This window comes from Stenotrophomonas sp. CC22-02 (assembly GCF_004365115.1).
Lineage (GTDB): Bacteria > Pseudomonadota > Gammaproteobacteria > Xanthomonadales > Xanthomonadaceae > Stenotrophomonas > Stenotrophomonas forensis.
Genome location: NZ_SOCO01000002.1, coordinates 332,125 through 347,998 on the forward strand (window position 1 = coordinate 332,125; position 15,874 = coordinate 347,998).

General features: G+C 65.7%; 12 protein-coding genes. 8 read left to right on the forward strand and 4 right to left on the reverse strand.

Annotated features, from left to right (window positions below; translation table 11 throughout):
• Positions 1-270 precede the first annotated feature (270 nt).
• Positions 271-1,371, reverse strand: coding sequence for a DNA polymerase III subunit beta (gene dnaN, locus N440_RS19360; RefSeq protein ID WP_005411731.1), 1,101 nt, complete (start codon positions 1,369-1,371; stop codon positions 271-273).
• Between the two features lie 275 nt (positions 1,372-1,646).
• Positions 1,647-2,978, reverse strand: coding sequence for a chromosomal replication initiator protein DnaA (gene dnaA, locus N440_RS19365; RefSeq protein ID WP_005411730.1), 1,332 nt, complete (start codon positions 2,976-2,978; stop codon positions 1,647-1,649).
• Positions 2,979-3,233: 255 nt separating this feature from the next.
• Here dnaA and rpmH point away from each other — a divergent pair, with 255 nt between their 5' ends.
• The 6 genes from rpmH (at position 3,234) to N440_RS19395 (ending at position 11,090) form a co-directional block, all read left to right on the forward strand.
• Complete coding sequence (gene rpmH / locus N440_RS19370) at positions 3,234-3,374, forward strand: 50S ribosomal protein L34 (protein WP_005411729.1); 141 nt, start codon at positions 3,234-3,236, stop codon at positions 3,372-3,374.
• Between the two features lie 5 nt (positions 3,375-3,379).
• Positions 3,380-3,874 (forward strand): ribonuclease P protein component, encoded by a 495-nt coding sequence (gene rnpA / locus N440_RS19375; protein WP_006479316.1) that lies wholly within the window; start codon positions 3,380-3,382, stop codon positions 3,872-3,874.
• A complete protein-coding gene (gene yidC, locus N440_RS19380; protein WP_133936333.1) occupies positions 3,874-5,589 on the forward strand; it encodes a membrane protein insertase YidC in 1,716 nt (571 codons plus the stop codon). Before rnpA ends, yidC begins: the two co-directional genes overlap by 1 nt.
• 164 nt (positions 5,590-5,753) lie before the next feature.
• On the forward strand, positions 5,754-8,426 hold the full coding sequence (locus N440_RS19385; RefSeq protein ID WP_133936334.1) for a polysaccharide deacetylase family protein: 2,673 nt from the start codon (positions 5,754-5,756) through the stop codon (positions 8,424-8,426).
• Between the two features lie 3 nt (positions 8,427-8,429).
• Positions 8,430-9,779 (forward strand): tRNA uridine-5-carboxymethylaminomethyl(34) synthesis GTPase MnmE, encoded by a 1,350-nt coding sequence (mnmE, locus tag N440_RS19390; protein ID WP_133936335.1) that lies wholly within the window; start codon positions 8,430-8,432, stop codon positions 9,777-9,779.
• A gap of 195 nt (positions 9,780-9,974) precedes the next feature.
• On the forward strand, positions 9,975-11,090 hold the full coding sequence (locus N440_RS19395; RefSeq protein ID WP_133936336.1) for a glycerophosphodiester phosphodiesterase: 1,116 nt from the start codon (positions 9,975-9,977) through the stop codon (positions 11,088-11,090).
• Between the two features lie 90 nt (positions 11,091-11,180).
• Here N440_RS19395 and N440_RS19400 read toward each other — a convergent pair whose 3' ends face one another.
• Positions 11,181-11,951: a rhomboid family intramembrane serine protease gene (locus N440_RS19400; protein ID WP_006479183.1), complete on the reverse strand. Its 771-nt coding sequence runs from the start codon at positions 11,949-11,951 to the stop codon at positions 11,181-11,183.
• Positions 11,952-12,057: 106 nt separating this feature from the next.
• Positions 12,058-13,020 carry a TerC family protein gene (locus N440_RS19405; RefSeq protein WP_005411722.1) on the reverse strand — a complete coding sequence of 321 codons (963 nt, stop codon included), beginning with the start codon at positions 13,018-13,020 and terminating at the stop codon, positions 12,058-12,060.
• A gap of 290 nt (positions 13,021-13,310) precedes the next feature.
• On the opposite strand from N440_RS19405, the gene N440_RS19410 reads away from it, so the two are divergent.
• Positions 13,311-14,480 (forward strand): class I SAM-dependent rRNA methyltransferase, encoded by a 1,170-nt coding sequence (locus tag N440_RS19410; RefSeq protein WP_133936337.1) that lies wholly within the window; start codon positions 13,311-13,313, stop codon positions 14,478-14,480.
• Between the two features lie 95 nt (positions 14,481-14,575).
• The gene (locus tag N440_RS19415; RefSeq protein ID WP_133936338.1) at positions 14,576-15,811 is read left to right on the forward strand and encodes a dipeptidase; all 1,236 of its coding nucleotides are present in this window, start codon (positions 14,576-14,578) and stop codon (positions 15,809-15,811) included.
• The last annotated feature ends 63 nt before the right edge of the window (positions 15,812-15,874 follow it).

Below are 15,874 nucleotides of genomic sequence, written 5' to 3' on the forward strand. Positions count from 1 at the left end.
CCTTCGAAGACCATCGCGGGCGCGCCTCATGTGCTCGCCGATGGCACTCCGATCAAGCGGCCCGATCCAGCAAACGCAATCCTGGTCACACCCGATCCAACGGCGGACTTGCACAGACGAATGTTGGAGGCGAGCTGCAGGCCAGGTTCCACTCCAACACCGTTGCATCAACGCTTGAGCCAGCGCGAGTACCAATGCTCCACGTGGAACAAAAAAAACGCCCGGGAAAGTCCCGGGCGTCGTTCGGTTCCACGTGGAACAGCGCTGACGTCAGAGGCGCAGCGGCATCACCACATGACGCGACTTCTCGCTGCTGGATTCACGCACCAGCGCCGAGGAGTTGGAGTCGCGCAGCTGGATGATGACTTCCTCGTCGCGCAGCGCAGACAGGGCATCCAACAGGTAGTTCACATTGAAGCCGATGGCCAGATCGCTGACCGTGGTATCGGCTTCGATTTCTTCCTGGGCTTCTTCCTGTTCCGGGTTGTGCGCGCTGATCTTCAGGTTGCCCGGCGAGACTTCCACGCGGATACCGCGGTACTTCTCGTTGGACAGGATCGCGGCGCGCTGCAGCGAGGCACGCAGGGCTTCACGGTCAACCTTCACTTCGCGGTCGGCGCCGATCGGGATGACGGCCTCGTAATCCGGGAATCGGCCGTCGATCAGCTTCGAGGTGAAAGTGACATCGTCGCGCTTGACGCGCACGTGGCTACGCCCGACTTCCAGCTCGATCTCGCGATCACCGCTTTCCAGCAGGCGCTGCAGCTCGGTCACGCCTTTGCGCGGCACGATGATCTGGCGCTTGGAACCGCTGGGCTTGGCCAGATCGGTTTCACACAGCGCCAGGCGATGACCGTCCGTGGCGACGGTACGCAAGGCGTCACCGCGCAGGTCGAACAGCAGGCCGTTGAGGTAATACCGCACGTCCTGTTGGGCCATCGCGAACGCAGTGCGTTCGATCAGCTCCTTCAGGGTCGCTTCGCCGATGGCCACGCGCTCGGTGGCTTCCACTTCGTCCACCGACGGGAAGTCGTTGGAGGGCAGGGTTGCCAGGGTGAAGCGGCTGCGACCGGCCTGCACGGTGATCTTGTCACCGGTCTGCGAGACGGTGATCCGGCTGCCGTCGGGCAGGGCGCGGATGATCTCGAACAGCTTGCGGGCGGGAATGGTGGTTTCGCCGTCCTGGGCATCTTCAACCGCGATCCGCGACACCATCTCCACTTCCAGGTCGGTACCGGTCAGCGACAGCTGGCCGTTCTGCACCTGGACCAGGAAATTGGCCAGAACCGGAAGGGTCTGGCGGCGTTCGACCACGTTGACGACCTGTGCCAACGGCTTGAGAAAGGCTTCGCGCTGCAGTGTGAAACGCATGTGGTTCCGTGCCCCTATGCTTTAAAAAATGTGGAATAAATCAAAAGCTTGGTGGTGCTGGTAGAGACAGAATCGCTGGAAAACAACGCTAAGTCTTTGTAAATAAAAGAATTTCAGACCTCGAAACCCTCTGTATTACCGACCCCCAGGGGGTGGGGAAAGCTGTGGATAGAATCGCCGCGATTTCAGACGCCATTTTTATCCACAACGTGTCCCGCGCTTGCTACCGGATTCTGCACCGTTTTGTGCGATGACGCCTCATCGGCATCCGTGCATCATTCGCTCAGCTTCCGGATCAGCTTGTCCCAGTCCTCGCGGAGCTTGCCGTCGGTTTCCATCAGGGTCCGGATCTGGCGGCAGGCATGCAGCACCGTGGTGTGATCGCGACCGGCGAAGGCATCGCCGATCTCGGGCAGGCTGTGCTCGGTCAGTTCCTTGGTCAGGGCCATGGCGACCTGGCGCGGGCGGGCCAGCGAGCGGGTCCGACGCTTGGACAGCAGATCCTTGATCTGCAGGCCGTAGTAGTCGGCAACGGTTTTCTGGATGTTGGGAATGCTGATCGCCTGCTGCTGGGCACGCAGCAGGTCGCGCAGGGTTTCCTGGGCGAATTCGGTGGTGATCGCGCGGCCGGTGAAATTGGCGCGGGCGGTCAGGGTATTGAGCGCGCCTTCGAGGTCGCGCACATTGGAGCGCATCTTCTTGGCGATCAGGAACGCAACGTCATCGGGAATCTCGGCACCGCGTTCGCGCGCCTTGGCCAGCACGATCGCGGCACGGGTCTCGAAGTCCGGCGGTTCGATCGCGACCGACAGGCCCCAGGCAAGCCGCGACTTCAGGCGCGCTTCCAGGCCTTCGACTTCGCGCGGATAGCGGTCGCAGGTCAGGATGATCTGCTGCTTGCCATCGAACAGCGCGTTGAAGGTGTGGAAGAACTCCTCCTGGGTGCGGTCCTTGCCGGCGAAGAACTGGATGTCATCGATCAGCAGCGCGTCCACCTGCTGGAACTGGCGCTTGAACTGATCCATGGTTTTTTCCTGCAGGGCCCGGATCATCGCGCTGAAGAACTGCTCCGAACGCAGGTACAGCACCTTCGCCCCCGGGTTGGCCTGGCGCATGGCATTACCGGCGGCGAACATCAGGTGGGTCTTGCCCAGGCCGGTGCCTCCGTACAGCAGCAGCGGGTTGTGCGCACGGTCGCCCGGCTTCTGCGCCGCCTGGAAGGCAGCGGCCAGGCCCAGCTGGTTGCTGCGGCCTTCGACGAAGTTGGCGAAGGTGTAGTGGTTGTCCAGGTTGCCGGCGAACGGTACCTGCGGTTCGCTGGAGACGTGCGCCGACGGCGTGGAAACCGGCGCGTTCTGCGCCTCCACCGGGCGTGGGCGCGAGCCGATTTCAAGAAAAACGTCGCTGAAACCGGCGAAATGAGCCAGCAGTTCGCGGATCCGGGCCAGGTACAGCTCGCGGACCTGGTCGACGATGAAGGCATTCGGTGCATACAGCACCAGGCTGTCCACGCGCAGATCGGCCTGCAGCGGCTTCAACCAGGTATGAACGTCTTCCGGCGGGAACTCCGCTTCGAGGCGCTCGAGACTACGGGACCAAGCATCCATCAGCAATAATCGTCCGGTGGCCGGGGCGTGGACGCGACAAGGCGCCCAAACACAGGCCGGAAAGGGGGGAAATGGATGGCTCAGACTACCACCGAGCGCTCGCCTTCGGAATGCTTGTCCCCTACTTATTCACAAAAACATCCACAGCTATTGCACAGGGCAGTGAATTGGCGTAGCTCCCAGGGCTTGACTTGGGGCGGGGTACCTCTCTAGAATTTCCGGTTCTTTCCGTCCCATTCATACGAGAGGCCCCCAATGGCCACGAAGCGCACCTACCAGCCCAGCAACCTCAAGCGTAAGCGCGACCACGGCTTCCGTGCCCGTATGAAGACCGCTGACGGCCGCAAGATCCTGTCGCGTCGCCGCGCCAAGGGCCGCAAAGTCCTGAGCGCCTGATTGCCATGCCGCACCTCGCGGCAGACGCAATCCCTTCGACAGTGAATACTGCAGACCCGCGCAAGCGATTCCCTCGCTCTGCGCGGGTTCGCACGCGTGCCGAATACTCAACGGTCTTCAACGGCGCCCGCCGTGTGTCCGATCCGCTGATGACCCTGCACTGGCTGCCGGCTGACCGGCCGGCCAGGCTGGGTCTGGCGGTTTCCCGCAAGGTTGATCCGAACGCCGTCGGGCGTAACCGGATCAAGCGCGTCCTGCGCGACATCCTGCGTCAGACACGTACCGAAATCCAGCCAGGCGACTTCGTCGTCGTGGCTCGTAGTGCTGCGCGTTCCGCCAGCAACGACGAGATCCGCCAGGCCTTCCTGCGCCTGCTGCGTCGCCTGCGTGCATTGCCCACGCCGGGCGTGGACGGCACAATGCCGCCGCCTGATGGCATCGCAACTCCTTCTTTGACCGAGCCGGCATCGCGTCCCGGCCCCGCCGAGCCTGTCCGCTGATGAACCAGACCCGCGTATTCCTCATTTTTGCCTGGCTGATGGTGGCCGTGCTGCTGTGGATGGAGTGGAGCCGTGAAAAGGCTGCTCCGACCCCGGCACCGACGACCACGTCGGCCCCGGCCGCCGCACAGAGCGTTCCGGGTGCAACCCCGGGCGCCATCCCCAGTGCCCAGGTCCCGGGTGCCCCCGGCCAGGCTGCCGTGCAGGCCCAGGCCAGTGCCACCCCGGCCAGCCAGCGCGTGACCGTCACCACCGACGTGCTGCGCCTGGTGCTCGATGGCGGCCGTGTGCTCGATGCCGAGCTGCTGCAGTTTCCGCAGACCAAGGACGAAGGCAGCCCGCCGGTGCGCCTGCTGACCGAAGACCCCGCGCATCCGTACAGCGCGATCAGCGGTTGGGCCAGCGAGGACAAGAACACTCCGGTCCCGGGCGCCGACGGCTTCAAGCTGGTCGGTGACACCCGCGACTTCGTGCTGGCCAAGGGCCAGAACGAGCTGCAGATTCCGTTCGTGTGGACCGCCGACAACGGCGTGACCATCAAGCGCACCCTCACCGTCTCGCGCAACGAGTACGCGGTGCGCTTCAAGGACGAAGTCAGCAACACCGGCACCGCGCCGTGGAACGGTTACGTCTACCGCACCCTGGACCGCACCCCGACCATCCTGTCGCGGAGCATGACCAACCCGGACTCCTTCAGCTTCAACGGCGCCACCTGGTACGACAACGACAAGAAGTACCAGCGTCGTGCGTTCAAGGATTACCTGGAAGACGGCACGCTGAACCAGAACATCACCGGCGGCTGGCTGGCGATGCTGCAGCACCATTTCTTCACCGCCTGGATCCCGCAGAAGGACCAGACCGCGCACTACGTGCTGTCGCAGGTGGCCGGTCGTGACCTGATTGAAGCGCGTGGCCCGGCCTTCACCGTGGCCCCGGGCCAGTCCACCAGCACCGAGGCCCGCCTGTGGGTCGGCCCGAAGCTGGTCAACCTGATCGCCAAGGAAGACGTGCCGGGCCTGGACCGCGTGGTCGACTACAGCCGCTTCTCGATGATGGCGGTGATCGGGCAGGGCCTGTTCTGGGTGCTGAACCAGGTGCACAAGCTGGTCGGCAACTGGGGCTGGGCGATCGTCGGCCTGGTGGTGCTGCTGAAGCTGGTGCTGTACCCGCTGTCGGCGACCCAGTACAAGAGCGGTGCCAAGATGCGCCGCTTCCAGCCGCGCATCGCGCAGCTGAAGGAACGCTATGGCGACGACCGCCAGAAGTTCCAGACCGCGATGATGGAGCTGTACAAGAAGGAAAAGATCAATCCGATGGGCGGCTGCCTGCCGATCCTCATCCAGATGCCGATCTTCTTCGCCCTGTACTGGGTGCTGGTGGAATCGGTCGAACTTCGCCAGGCGCCCTGGTTCGGCTGGATCCAGGACCTGACCGCACGCGACCCGTACTTCATCCTGCCGGTCATCAACGTGGCGGTGATGTGGTTCACCCAGAAGCTGACCCCGGCACCGGGCATGGACCCGATGCAGCAGAAGATGATGCAGTTCATGCCGCTGGTGTTCGGCGTCATGATGGCCTTCATGCCGTCCGGCCTGGTGCTGTACTGGGTGGTCAACGGCGGCCTGGGCCTGCTGCAGCAGTGGTGGATGACCAAGCGCCACGGCGGCGAGCCGGTCCCGGCCACCACTGCCCCGGCCCCGGTCAAGAAGAAGTAACGCCGACCTGTAGAGTCGACTGTTAGTCGACTGGCGTTGGGGATGGAGCAGTCGACCAAGGTCGACTCTACCCCCCGGTCGATGAAAAGCCCGCCGCAAGGCGGGCTTTTCGCATGCGGCGTTAGAATTCCCGGCACACCGTTCCTCCCACCTTCGAGTCCACCATGCCGCGTGCGCTGTCGTTCCGCCTGTTCCTGCCCTCGCTGTTGTTGACCCTGGTCGTGGCCGGGTGTGGCGACAAGGATGCGAAGGCACCGGCGACCGCCGTCACCCAGCCCAGCGCGCAGGCCGCGGCCGCCGCCGATCCGGCCGCCGCACCGCTGCTGGCGGCGCTGCAGAAGCAGCTGGACGGCTATCGCCGGATCATCATGCTGCTGGCCGATGAAGACCAGCAGAGCGCTACGGACCGGGGTACTTCCACGCGCGTTGGCCAGCAGCTGTTTCACGATGGCCTGGAACAGCGCACGGCGATTGCCGCGCAGTTCGACACCCTGCTGCGCGGTACCAGCCCGCAGCGCTTCGCCACCCTGGGCACCGTGCTGGACTACATCGAGTCGGCACCGGAACTGTTCGACGCCGATCGTCTGGCGTTCCGCGAAGTGCTGCGCGATCTGCACGAACGGGTCGGTACCGATTCATCGCTGCCGGCGGTGAAACTGCACCAGCGCATCGGCGAAGACCTGGAAGCACTCGATGAAATCGAGCGCAACTACAACCAGGAACTGACCCGGATCTTCAGCCGCTTCGAGCGCACCCGCGCCATCGACCTGAAGCGGGAGAAGTGGGAGGACTACATCGCCCATCTGCGCAAGGACTACAGCCGCGAAGCGATCCTGCGCGACTACGGGGTGGTCGAGCCGTACCCGATGTCGATGAAGGACAGCGACCGCGAGATCTTCGGCCGCGACCTGCCGGCCAAGACCGTGGTGCTGACCTTCGACGACGGCCCGCACAAGGCCTACACCGATGAAGTGGTGGCCATCCTCAAGCGCTATGACGTACCGGGCGTGTTCTTCGAGGTGGGCCGCAACCTGGGCAAGGTCGAGAGCGACGGCAAGGTCAGCCTGGGGCCGATGGCGAAGATCAGCCGCAGCCTGATGGAAGAGGGCTACGCGGTGGGCAACCACAGCCTGACCCACGCGCAGCTCTCGCGCACCACCGGTGATGCGCTGCGCCAGCAGGTGCTGGACACCGACACGCTGCTGAAGGACGTCGACAGCAAGCGTGCACCGTTGTTCCGCTTCCCTTATGGCGCGCGCAATGCCGAAGGCCTGCAGCTGCTCAACGAAGCCGGCCTGAAGTCGATCATGTGGAACATCGATTCGATGGACTGGGCTGATCCGGTGCCGGAATCGATCGTGCAGCGCGTGCTGGACCAGGTGAACAAGGAACAGCGCGGCATCATCCTGTTCCATGACATCCACGACCGCGCGGTGAAGGCGCTGCCACAGATCCTCGACCGCCTGATTGCCGATGGCTACCAGTTCGCGGGGTGGAACGGCCGCGACTTCAGCGTCAGCCGTGCCCGCAAGGGCGCCGCCAGCGATGCCACCGTCACTACCGGCTACGAGAAGTCGTGGGCGATCGTGGTCGGCATCGACACCTATGCCAAGTGGCCGAAGCTGGAATATGCCAGCCATGATGCACAGGCGGTGGCCGATACCCTGACCGGGCAGTTCGGCTTCCCGTCCTCGCAGGTGATCGTGCTGAAGAACGAGCAGGCGACCCGCAACAACATCCTGGCCGCCTTCCATGACCGCCTGGCCGACAACCGCACCGGAAAGAACGACCGCGTGTTCGTGTTCTTCGCCGGCCACGGTGCGACCCGCCAGCTCGCCTCCGGGCGTGACCTCGGCTACATCATCCCGGTGGATTCGGACCCGAAGGAGTTCGCCACCGACGCGATCGCGATGACCGACATCCAGAACATCGCCGAGAGCATGCAGGCCAAGCACGTGATGTTCGTGATGGATGCCTGCTACAGCGGCCTCGGCCTGACCCGGGGCGGCCCCTCGTCGTCGTCATTCCTGCGCGAGAACGCACGCCGCAGCGCGCGGCAGATGCTGACTGCCGGCGGTGCCGACCAGCAGGTGGCCGATGCCGGCCCGAACGGCCACTCGGTGTTCACCTGGGTGTTGCTGCAGGCGCTGGCCGGCAAGGGCGACCTCAACGGCGATGGCCTGATCACCGGCACCGAGCTGGCCGCCTACGTGGCCCCGGCGGTATCGGCGGTTTCGCACCAGACCCCGGCGTTTGGCAGCCTGCCCGGCTCGCAGGGCGGCGAGTTCGTGTTCCAGGTGCCCGACAGCCAGGAGTTCCTCACCGCCGATACGCGCCAGCTGACCGCCGATGCGATCGCGCTGAACAACAAGGTCGATGCTGCCAGCGAGGCCAAGGGCACGCAGGCACCGGTGACCGTGGCCGACCTGCAGGGCGGCAAGGCCAGGCTGGTAGTGCCCAGCGCCGGCCCGGCCTCGGACCGCCAGCGCGCGCAGCAGGCCAACGACCGCGGCCTGCAGCTGTACCGCGAAAAGCAGTACGACGAAGCGGTGGCCCAGTTCACCGAAGCACTGAAGCTGCGCCCGGACTTCGCGCAGGCGGCGAACAACCTCGGCTTCGTCTACTACCGTCAGCAGCGCTATGCGGAAGCGGCGCGTTGGCTGGAGAACACGCTGAAGATCGACCCGTCGCGCGCGGTGGCCTATCTCAACCTGGGGGATGCCTACTTCAACGCAGGCGACAAGCCCAAGGCCAGGCAGGCCTACACCACCTACCTGGCGCTGCAGCCGCAGGGCAGTGGTGCGGCGCAGGCGCGCGCGCAGCTGGAGAAGCTCTGAGCCATGGATACCACGATCCACACCGACACCATCGTGGCCATCGCCAGCGCACCCGGCGCCGGCGGTGTCGGCCTGCTGCGCCTGTCCGGCCCGCGCGCGGCGGCCATCGCCAACGCACTGGGTGCGCCTGCACTGCGCCCGCGCCATGCGCATTACGCGCGCCTGCGCGACGCCGACGATGAGGTGATCGACGATGGCATCGTGCTGTGGTTCCCCGCGCCCAACAGCTTTACCGGCGAAGACGTGGTGGAACTGCAGGGACACGGCAGCCCCGTGCTGCTGCAGCAGCTGGTCGCACGCTGCATCGCACTGGGTGCGCGCCAGGCGCGGCCGGGTGAGTTCAGCGAACGGGCCTTCCTCAACGGCAAGCTGGACCTGGCCCAGGCCGAGGCCATCGCCGACCTGATCGCCGCCGGTGACAACCGTGCCGCGCGCGCTGCACGACGTTCACTGGATGGCGTGTTCTCGCGCCGCATCGAGGCGGTGCTCGAGCAGCTGGTGCTGCTGCGCATCCACGTGGAAGCGGCCATCGACTTCGCCGACGAACCGCTGGATACGCTCGGTGGCGCGCAGGTACGGCGCGGGCTGGAACAGGCGCGCGCCGACCTGGCCCTGCTGCGCCGCGACGCCGAGCGCGGCCGTCGCCTGCGCGACGGCCTGCATGCGGTGCTGATCGGCCCACCGAATGCCGGCAAGAGTTCATTGCTCAATGCGTTGGCTGGCAGCGAGCGTGCGATCGTTACCGACATCGCCGGCACCACCCGCGACACGCTGCGCGAGACGATCCGCCTGGACGGCCTGGAACTGACCCTGGTCGACACCGCCGGCCTGCGCGACGGTGGAGACGCCATCGAGCGCGAGGGCATGCGTCGCGCGCATGTGGAAATCGAGCGCACCGATCTGGCGCTGATCGTGCTGGATGCACGCGATCCGGCGGCCGGTGAAGCGGCCCTCGGCGAGGCGGTGAGCGCGGTGCCGCACAAGGTCTACATCCACAACAAGTCGGATCTGCTGACGGCGCTGCCGACGTTGGACGATCCCGATCGCGTGTTCGTTTCGGCGGCCACCGGTGCCGGGCTCGATGACCTGCATGCGCGCCTGCGCTCAATTGCGTCGGCCGGGGCAGGCGAGCAGGTGGACGGCGAATTTTCCGCACGCACCCGCCACGTCGATGCGATCGAGCGCGCGCAGGAACATGCGCAGCGCGCCGATGGTGAGCTGGCCCATGAGCACCTGGAGCTGGCGGCAGAGGAACTGCGGCTGGCGCACGATGCACTGGGTGAGATCACCGGGCAGATGAGCGCCGATGACCTGCTGGGGCGGATCTTCTCCAGTTTCTGCATCGGCAAGTAACGCTGGGGCCAGATCCCCGAACGGGCTCACGCTCTGGTGGGTGCCAACCTTGGTTGGCACAGGGCGTCCGGGGTCATCGACGTCGGCTGGCAGAGCGCCGACCAAGGTCGGCGACTACAGGATGCATGGGGTCCCCTGCCTGTCACATTGCCGCCGCATACTGACGCCCATCACATACCGCTTGGGGAAGTCGCAGTGAAGTCGTGGGGTTGTGCGTTGCTGTTGTCGCTGGCCGTGGCACCATCGGTGGCCATGAGTGCTGAATCCTCCACCCCGGCCGCGCACAAGGTGTCGGTCTATGGCCACCGCGGTGCAAGCGCGCTGCTGCCCGAGCACACCCTGGCCGCCTATGCGCAGGCGATTGCCGATGGCGCCGACTACATCGAACCGGACCTGGTGATGACCAGGGACGGGAAGATGGTGGCCCGCCACGAGAACGAGATCGGTGGCACCACCGACGTGGCCTCGCATCCGGAGTTCGCCAGCCGCCGCACCAGCAAGGTGATCGACGGGCAGAAGGTCGAGGGTTGGTTCACCGAAGACTTCACCCTGGCCGAGCTGAAGACCCTGTACGCGCGCGAGCGCCTGCCGGAACTGCGCAGCACCGCCTACGACGGCCAGTTCCGCATCGCCAGCCTGGACGAGATCCTGGCCTTCCTGGTGCAGCAGGCGGGCCGTGCCAACCGTGGCATCGGCCTGGTGCCGGAGATCAAGCACCCGACCTATTTCCAGTCGATCGGCCTGCCGATGGAAGACAAACTGCTGGCTGCACTGCGCGGCAACGCCTATACCAACGTCGGCCCGGTCACCATCCAGTCGTTCGAGACCGCCAACCTGCGCTACCTGCGCGGCAAGATCCCGCGCGACAGCAACATCCGCCTGCTGCAGCTGCTGTGGAAGGGCGATACCCAGCCGGCCGACATCGCCAAGGCCGGTGGCACGCTGACCTACGCGCAGATGATGACCCCGGCCGGCCTGAAGGACATCGCCGTCTACGCTGACAGCATCGGCCCGGAGCTGCGCTCGATCATTCCGCTGGATGACAAGGGCGCGCTGGGCACGCCCACCTCGCTGGTGCGCGATGCGCATGCGGTGGGCCTGATGGTGATCCCGTACACCTTCCGCCCGGAGAACCACTTCCAGGCCAGCAACCTGCGCAAGGGTGCCGACAATGCACGCAACGCCGAGGGTTCGATCGCCGAGATGCGCGCGTACCTGGCCACCGGCATCGATGCCTTCTTCACCGACGACCCGGCGCTGGGCCGGCAGGCGGTGGATGGGATGGGTGCGGCGGGGAACGCGGCCAACTGATCCGTCCGATCGCCGAATGCCGTGCGATAGTGGCCAACCTTGGTTGGCCCCATGGGAACAGCGCCGACCAAGGTCGGCATCTACCACACCTCAGCCGCGCGGATCATCCGGCCGCCGGAACGGAATCACCACGTAGTCCTGGCCCTCGCGTGGTTGCCACAACACCGGCACGCGCTGCGGCGACGGCGGCTCCAGCTCGTCGTCGGCCAGCGGTTCGGACTCATCCTCTTCGTCTTCCCAGCTGTAGCGCTGGCGCGGCGGCAGGGGGTCGGCGTTGCGGAACAGCAGCGCGGCAATGATGCCGGCGAAGGCGCCACCCATGTGCGACTGCCACGACACGCCGTCGGCGTGGGGCAGGACGGTCATCAGCATGCCACCGTAGAACAGCATGCCGATCAGGCCGGTGGCGATCGCCGCGCGGTCGCGACGCAGCAGGCCCAGGCTGGCCAGCAGGAACATCAGGCCGTGGGTCACGCCACTGGCGCCCAGGTGCACGCTGCCCGGATTGCCCAGCATCCAGGCACCCAGGCCCGAGCCCAGCCACAGCAGGGGCAGGGCGCGCACGGTGGCTTTTGGATAGACGCTGCCGGCCAGGGTGCCGAGGATCAGGATGGCGATGCTGTTGGCGGCGATGTGCTCGACCGAGGCATGCAGCATCGGGCCACCGACCAGGCCGAGCAGGCCCTTGGCTTCCAGCGGCGCTACCGCCCAGGGGCGCCAGTCGAACGTGCCCTGCAGGGCGAACACGGCCACCAGCACCAGCACGGCGGCCAGGCTGACATTGAACGCCCGCAGGATGCGCGAGCGGTCATTGCGGGGGGCCGGTACGTCGCCGGCGGGCAGGGGCGCGTTGTTGTCCATACCTCAGCAATGGCGGTGGTTGCCGCGAAACCAAGGCCGCTGCGGCGGGAGAGTGGAGGCGGCCGGCGGGACAATCCCGCCGGCCGTGCCGTTCAGCGATTCAGGTTCAGGCGTGGCCCGATCCTTCCTTCGGCGGGTACTTCAGGCTCAGCACCACGGTGGCGGCGATGATCACCGCGACCACGCCCAGCGACACCGGGGTCGGGATCTTGAACAGGTCGATGATCATCATCTTGATGCCGATGAAGCCCAGCACCAGCGCCAGGCCATACGGCAGCAGGTGGAAGCGGTCGGCCATGCCGGCCAGCAGGAAGAACATCGCGCGCAGGCCCAGCACCGCGAACACGTTGGAGGTGAGCACGATGAACGGGTCGGTGGTGATCGCGAAGATCGCCGGGATGCTGTCCACGGCGAAGATCACGTCGGTGACCGCGATCAGGATCAGTACCGCGAACAACGGAGTGAACCAGCGCACGCCATCGCGCTTCACACTCAGCGCGTTGCCGGCGTAGTCCGGCAGCAGGCGCAGGTGCTTGCGCATCCAGCGCAGGGCCGGATTGGTCTCCAGATCGGGTTCCTGGCCGGCGGCGAACCACATCTTCCAGCCGGTGAACAGCAGGAAGGCACCGAACACGTAAAGCAGCCAATGGAACTGGCTGATCAGTACGCTGCCGGCAAAGATCATGATCGTACGCAGCACGATCGCACCCAGGATGCCGATGATCAGCACCTTCTGGCGCTGTTCCTCCGGCACCGCGAAGTAGCTCATGATCATCAGGAAGACAAAGATGTTGTCGACCGCCAGCGCCTTCTCGACCAGGTAGCCGGTCAGGAATTCGAGGCCGACCTTGTTGGCCACGACCTGGCCGGCGGTCTCATTCAGGTAATACCAGAGGCCGGCGTTGAACAGCAGGGCCAGCGCGACCCAGCCGATCGACCACCACAGGGCCTCCTTGAAGGTGACCTTGTGCGGTCCACCATGGCGCATCAACACGAGGTCGACCAGCAGGGCGATGACAACCACCGCTGCGAAGCCGCCCCACAACCACACGTTACCGATCGTCTGCATTGGGAATGTCCGTTGGAAAGATGAATGCCAGGCCGGACGGCGAGGATCTGCAACGGAGGATCGGGAGGGGATCCAGGGACAGAGCTTCGCCAGTACGGCGAAGGTCTCGCTCGCAGTTCCAATGGCTGGAACTGCCGTTGCACCGGAGCCTGCGGGCTCGAATTGACGGCGACAACGTCTGGGAGCTACTCCCCTTCTGGCGCCGATTCTGCCGTCTGCCCGGGCCGCCGTCAATTGCCGCGCCCGTGCTGGATTTCCGGCCCCCGCCGCCCCCCGGCTACAATGGGCGGATGAATACCCCCCTTCCGATTGTCCGCCTCAAGAATGCGTGGCGTTCCAGCCACCCGTGGATCTTCCAGAAACTGGTCGAGAAGCCGACCGTCCGGCCCAAGCCCGGTTCCATCGTCGACGTGGTCGGCATCGATGGCGAGTTCATTGGCCGGGGGTTCTACAACGGGCATTCGCGCATTGCCGTGCGCATCCTCGAAACCGACCCGAACGTGCCGGTCGATGCCGGCTGGTTCTCGCGCAAGATCGCCCAGGCGGTGTCGCTGCGCCGTGAGGTGCTGAAGCTGGATGTGGTGTCCGACGCCTGGCGCGTGGTGCACAGCGAAGGCGACGGCCTGTCCGGCCTGGTGGTCGACCGCTACGGCGACCTGGTGGTGGTCGAATTCTTCGCCGCCGGCATGTTCCGCCACCGCGAGTGGATCTACGACGCGCTGCGCGAGCAGTTCCCGGGCTGCCGCTTCCACAGCTTCGCCGACGAGCACGTGCAGAAGCAGGAAAGCTTCGACTTCCACGGCAATACCACCACCGAAGCGTCGGTGATCACCGAGTACGGCATCAAGTTCCGCGCCGACCCGGCCGGTGCCCACAAGACCGGTTTCTTCGCCGACCAGCGCGAGAACCGCGAGTGGCTGAGCCAGCAGGTGGAAGGCAAGAGCGTGCTCGACCTGTGCTGCAACACCGGCGGTTTTGCGGTGTACGCGGCCGCGCGCGGCGCTTCTGAGGTGGTCGGCATCGACATCGATGAAGACGTCATCCAGATCGCCAAGGGCAATTCGCGCCTGAACAACGTGCGCCCGAAGTTCATCCAGTCCGACATCTTCCCGTGGCTGCGTGATGCCGCCAACCGCGGCGAGCAGTACGACGTGGTGATCCTGGACCCGGCGAAGATGACCCGCGACCGCGACCAGGTGATCACCGCGCTGAAGAAGTACCTGGACATGAACAAGCTGGCGCTGGGCGTGGTCAAGCCCGGTGGCCTGTTCGCCACCTTCTCCTGCACCGGCCTGGTGGCCGAGGACCAGTTCCTCGACATGCTGCGCCGCGCGGCGTATTTCTCCGGCCGCACGATCCAGATCCTGAAGGTGGCCGGCGCCGGTCCGGACCATCCGTTCATGGCCCACGTGCAGGAATCGCGTTACCTGAAGGCCGTGTTCTGCCGCGTGGTCGATTGACCGCGTGACGTTGTAGCGCCGAGCCCATGCTCGGCTCTACAAAACGGCGGGCCGCAGCGCTATGGTCGGGCTCTTCCCAATGCCGGTGAGAGCCCATGCCTTCGTTGCGCCACCTGTCCGTCGTGCTTGCCCTGGCGCTGTGCGCGCCGCTGTCCGCCCACGCCGTCGAGTTCAGCGCGCAGGAGCTGGCCCGTGCCAAGGCGCTGCAACAGCGCCTGGTCACCCTCGACAGCCATCTGGATACGCCGGCCAACTTCGGTCGCAGCGGTTTCGACATCGAGCAGCGCCACGACCGCAACGCGCTTTCGCAGGTGGACTACCCGCGCATGGTCGAAGGGGCGCTGGACGGCGGCTTCTGGGCGATCTACACCGACCAGGGCGACCGCAGCGCAGCGGCTCACCTGGCCGAGCGTGACCATGGCCTGCAGCGGTTGCTGGAAATCCGCGAGATGCTGGCGGCCAATCCCGAGCGCTTCGCGCTGGCGCTGACCGCCGATGACGCCGCGCGGATCAAGGCCGCCGGCAAGCGCGTGGTCTACATCAGCATGGAAAACGCCAGCCCACTCGTGGCCGATCCCAGCCTGCTTTCGTTCTATCACCGCGCCGGCCTGCGCCTGCTCAGCACCGTGCACTTCGCCAACAACGAGTTCGCCGATTCGGCCACCGACCCCAAGGGCGCGGAGTGGAAGGGGCTGAGCCCGGCGGGCAAGGAGCTGGTGCGGCAGGCGGTGAAGCTGGGCATCGTGATCGACCAGTCGCATGCCTCCGACGCGGTGTTCGACGACCTGCTGGCGATGATGCCGGTGCCGTTCGTGCTGTCACACAGCTCGGCCAAGGCCGTGTACGACCACCCGCGCAACCTCGACGATGCACGCCTGCGCAAGCTGGCCAAGGCCGGCGGCGTGATCCAGGTGAATGCCTATGGCGGCTACCTGATCGACACCGCCAAGACACCGGAGCGCAAGCAGGCCGAGGAAGCGCTGAGCAAGCAGCTGGGTGGCTGGGAAGGGATGGGCATCGAGCAGGGCGTCGCCCTGCTGAGGGCCGAGCAGGCGCTGGATCACGAGCACCCGGTGCGCCATGCCAGCCTGGACGATTTCTTCGCCCACTTCGAGCACATCCTCAAGGTGGTCGGCCCCGAGCATGTGGGCATCGGCCTGGACTGGGATGGCGGCGGTGGCCTGAGCGACCTGCCCGATGTCAGCCAGCTGCCGAAGATCACTGCGTGGCTGCTGCGCAAGGGCTACACCGAGCAGCAGATTGCCGGCATCTGGGGTGGCAACCTGCTGCGGGTGATGCGCCAGGCGCAGGATTACGCCGCGGGCAAGTAGAGTCGAGCCATGCTCGACTGCTTCCGGTAGGAACCGCGCGAGTCGAGCATGGCTCGACTCTAC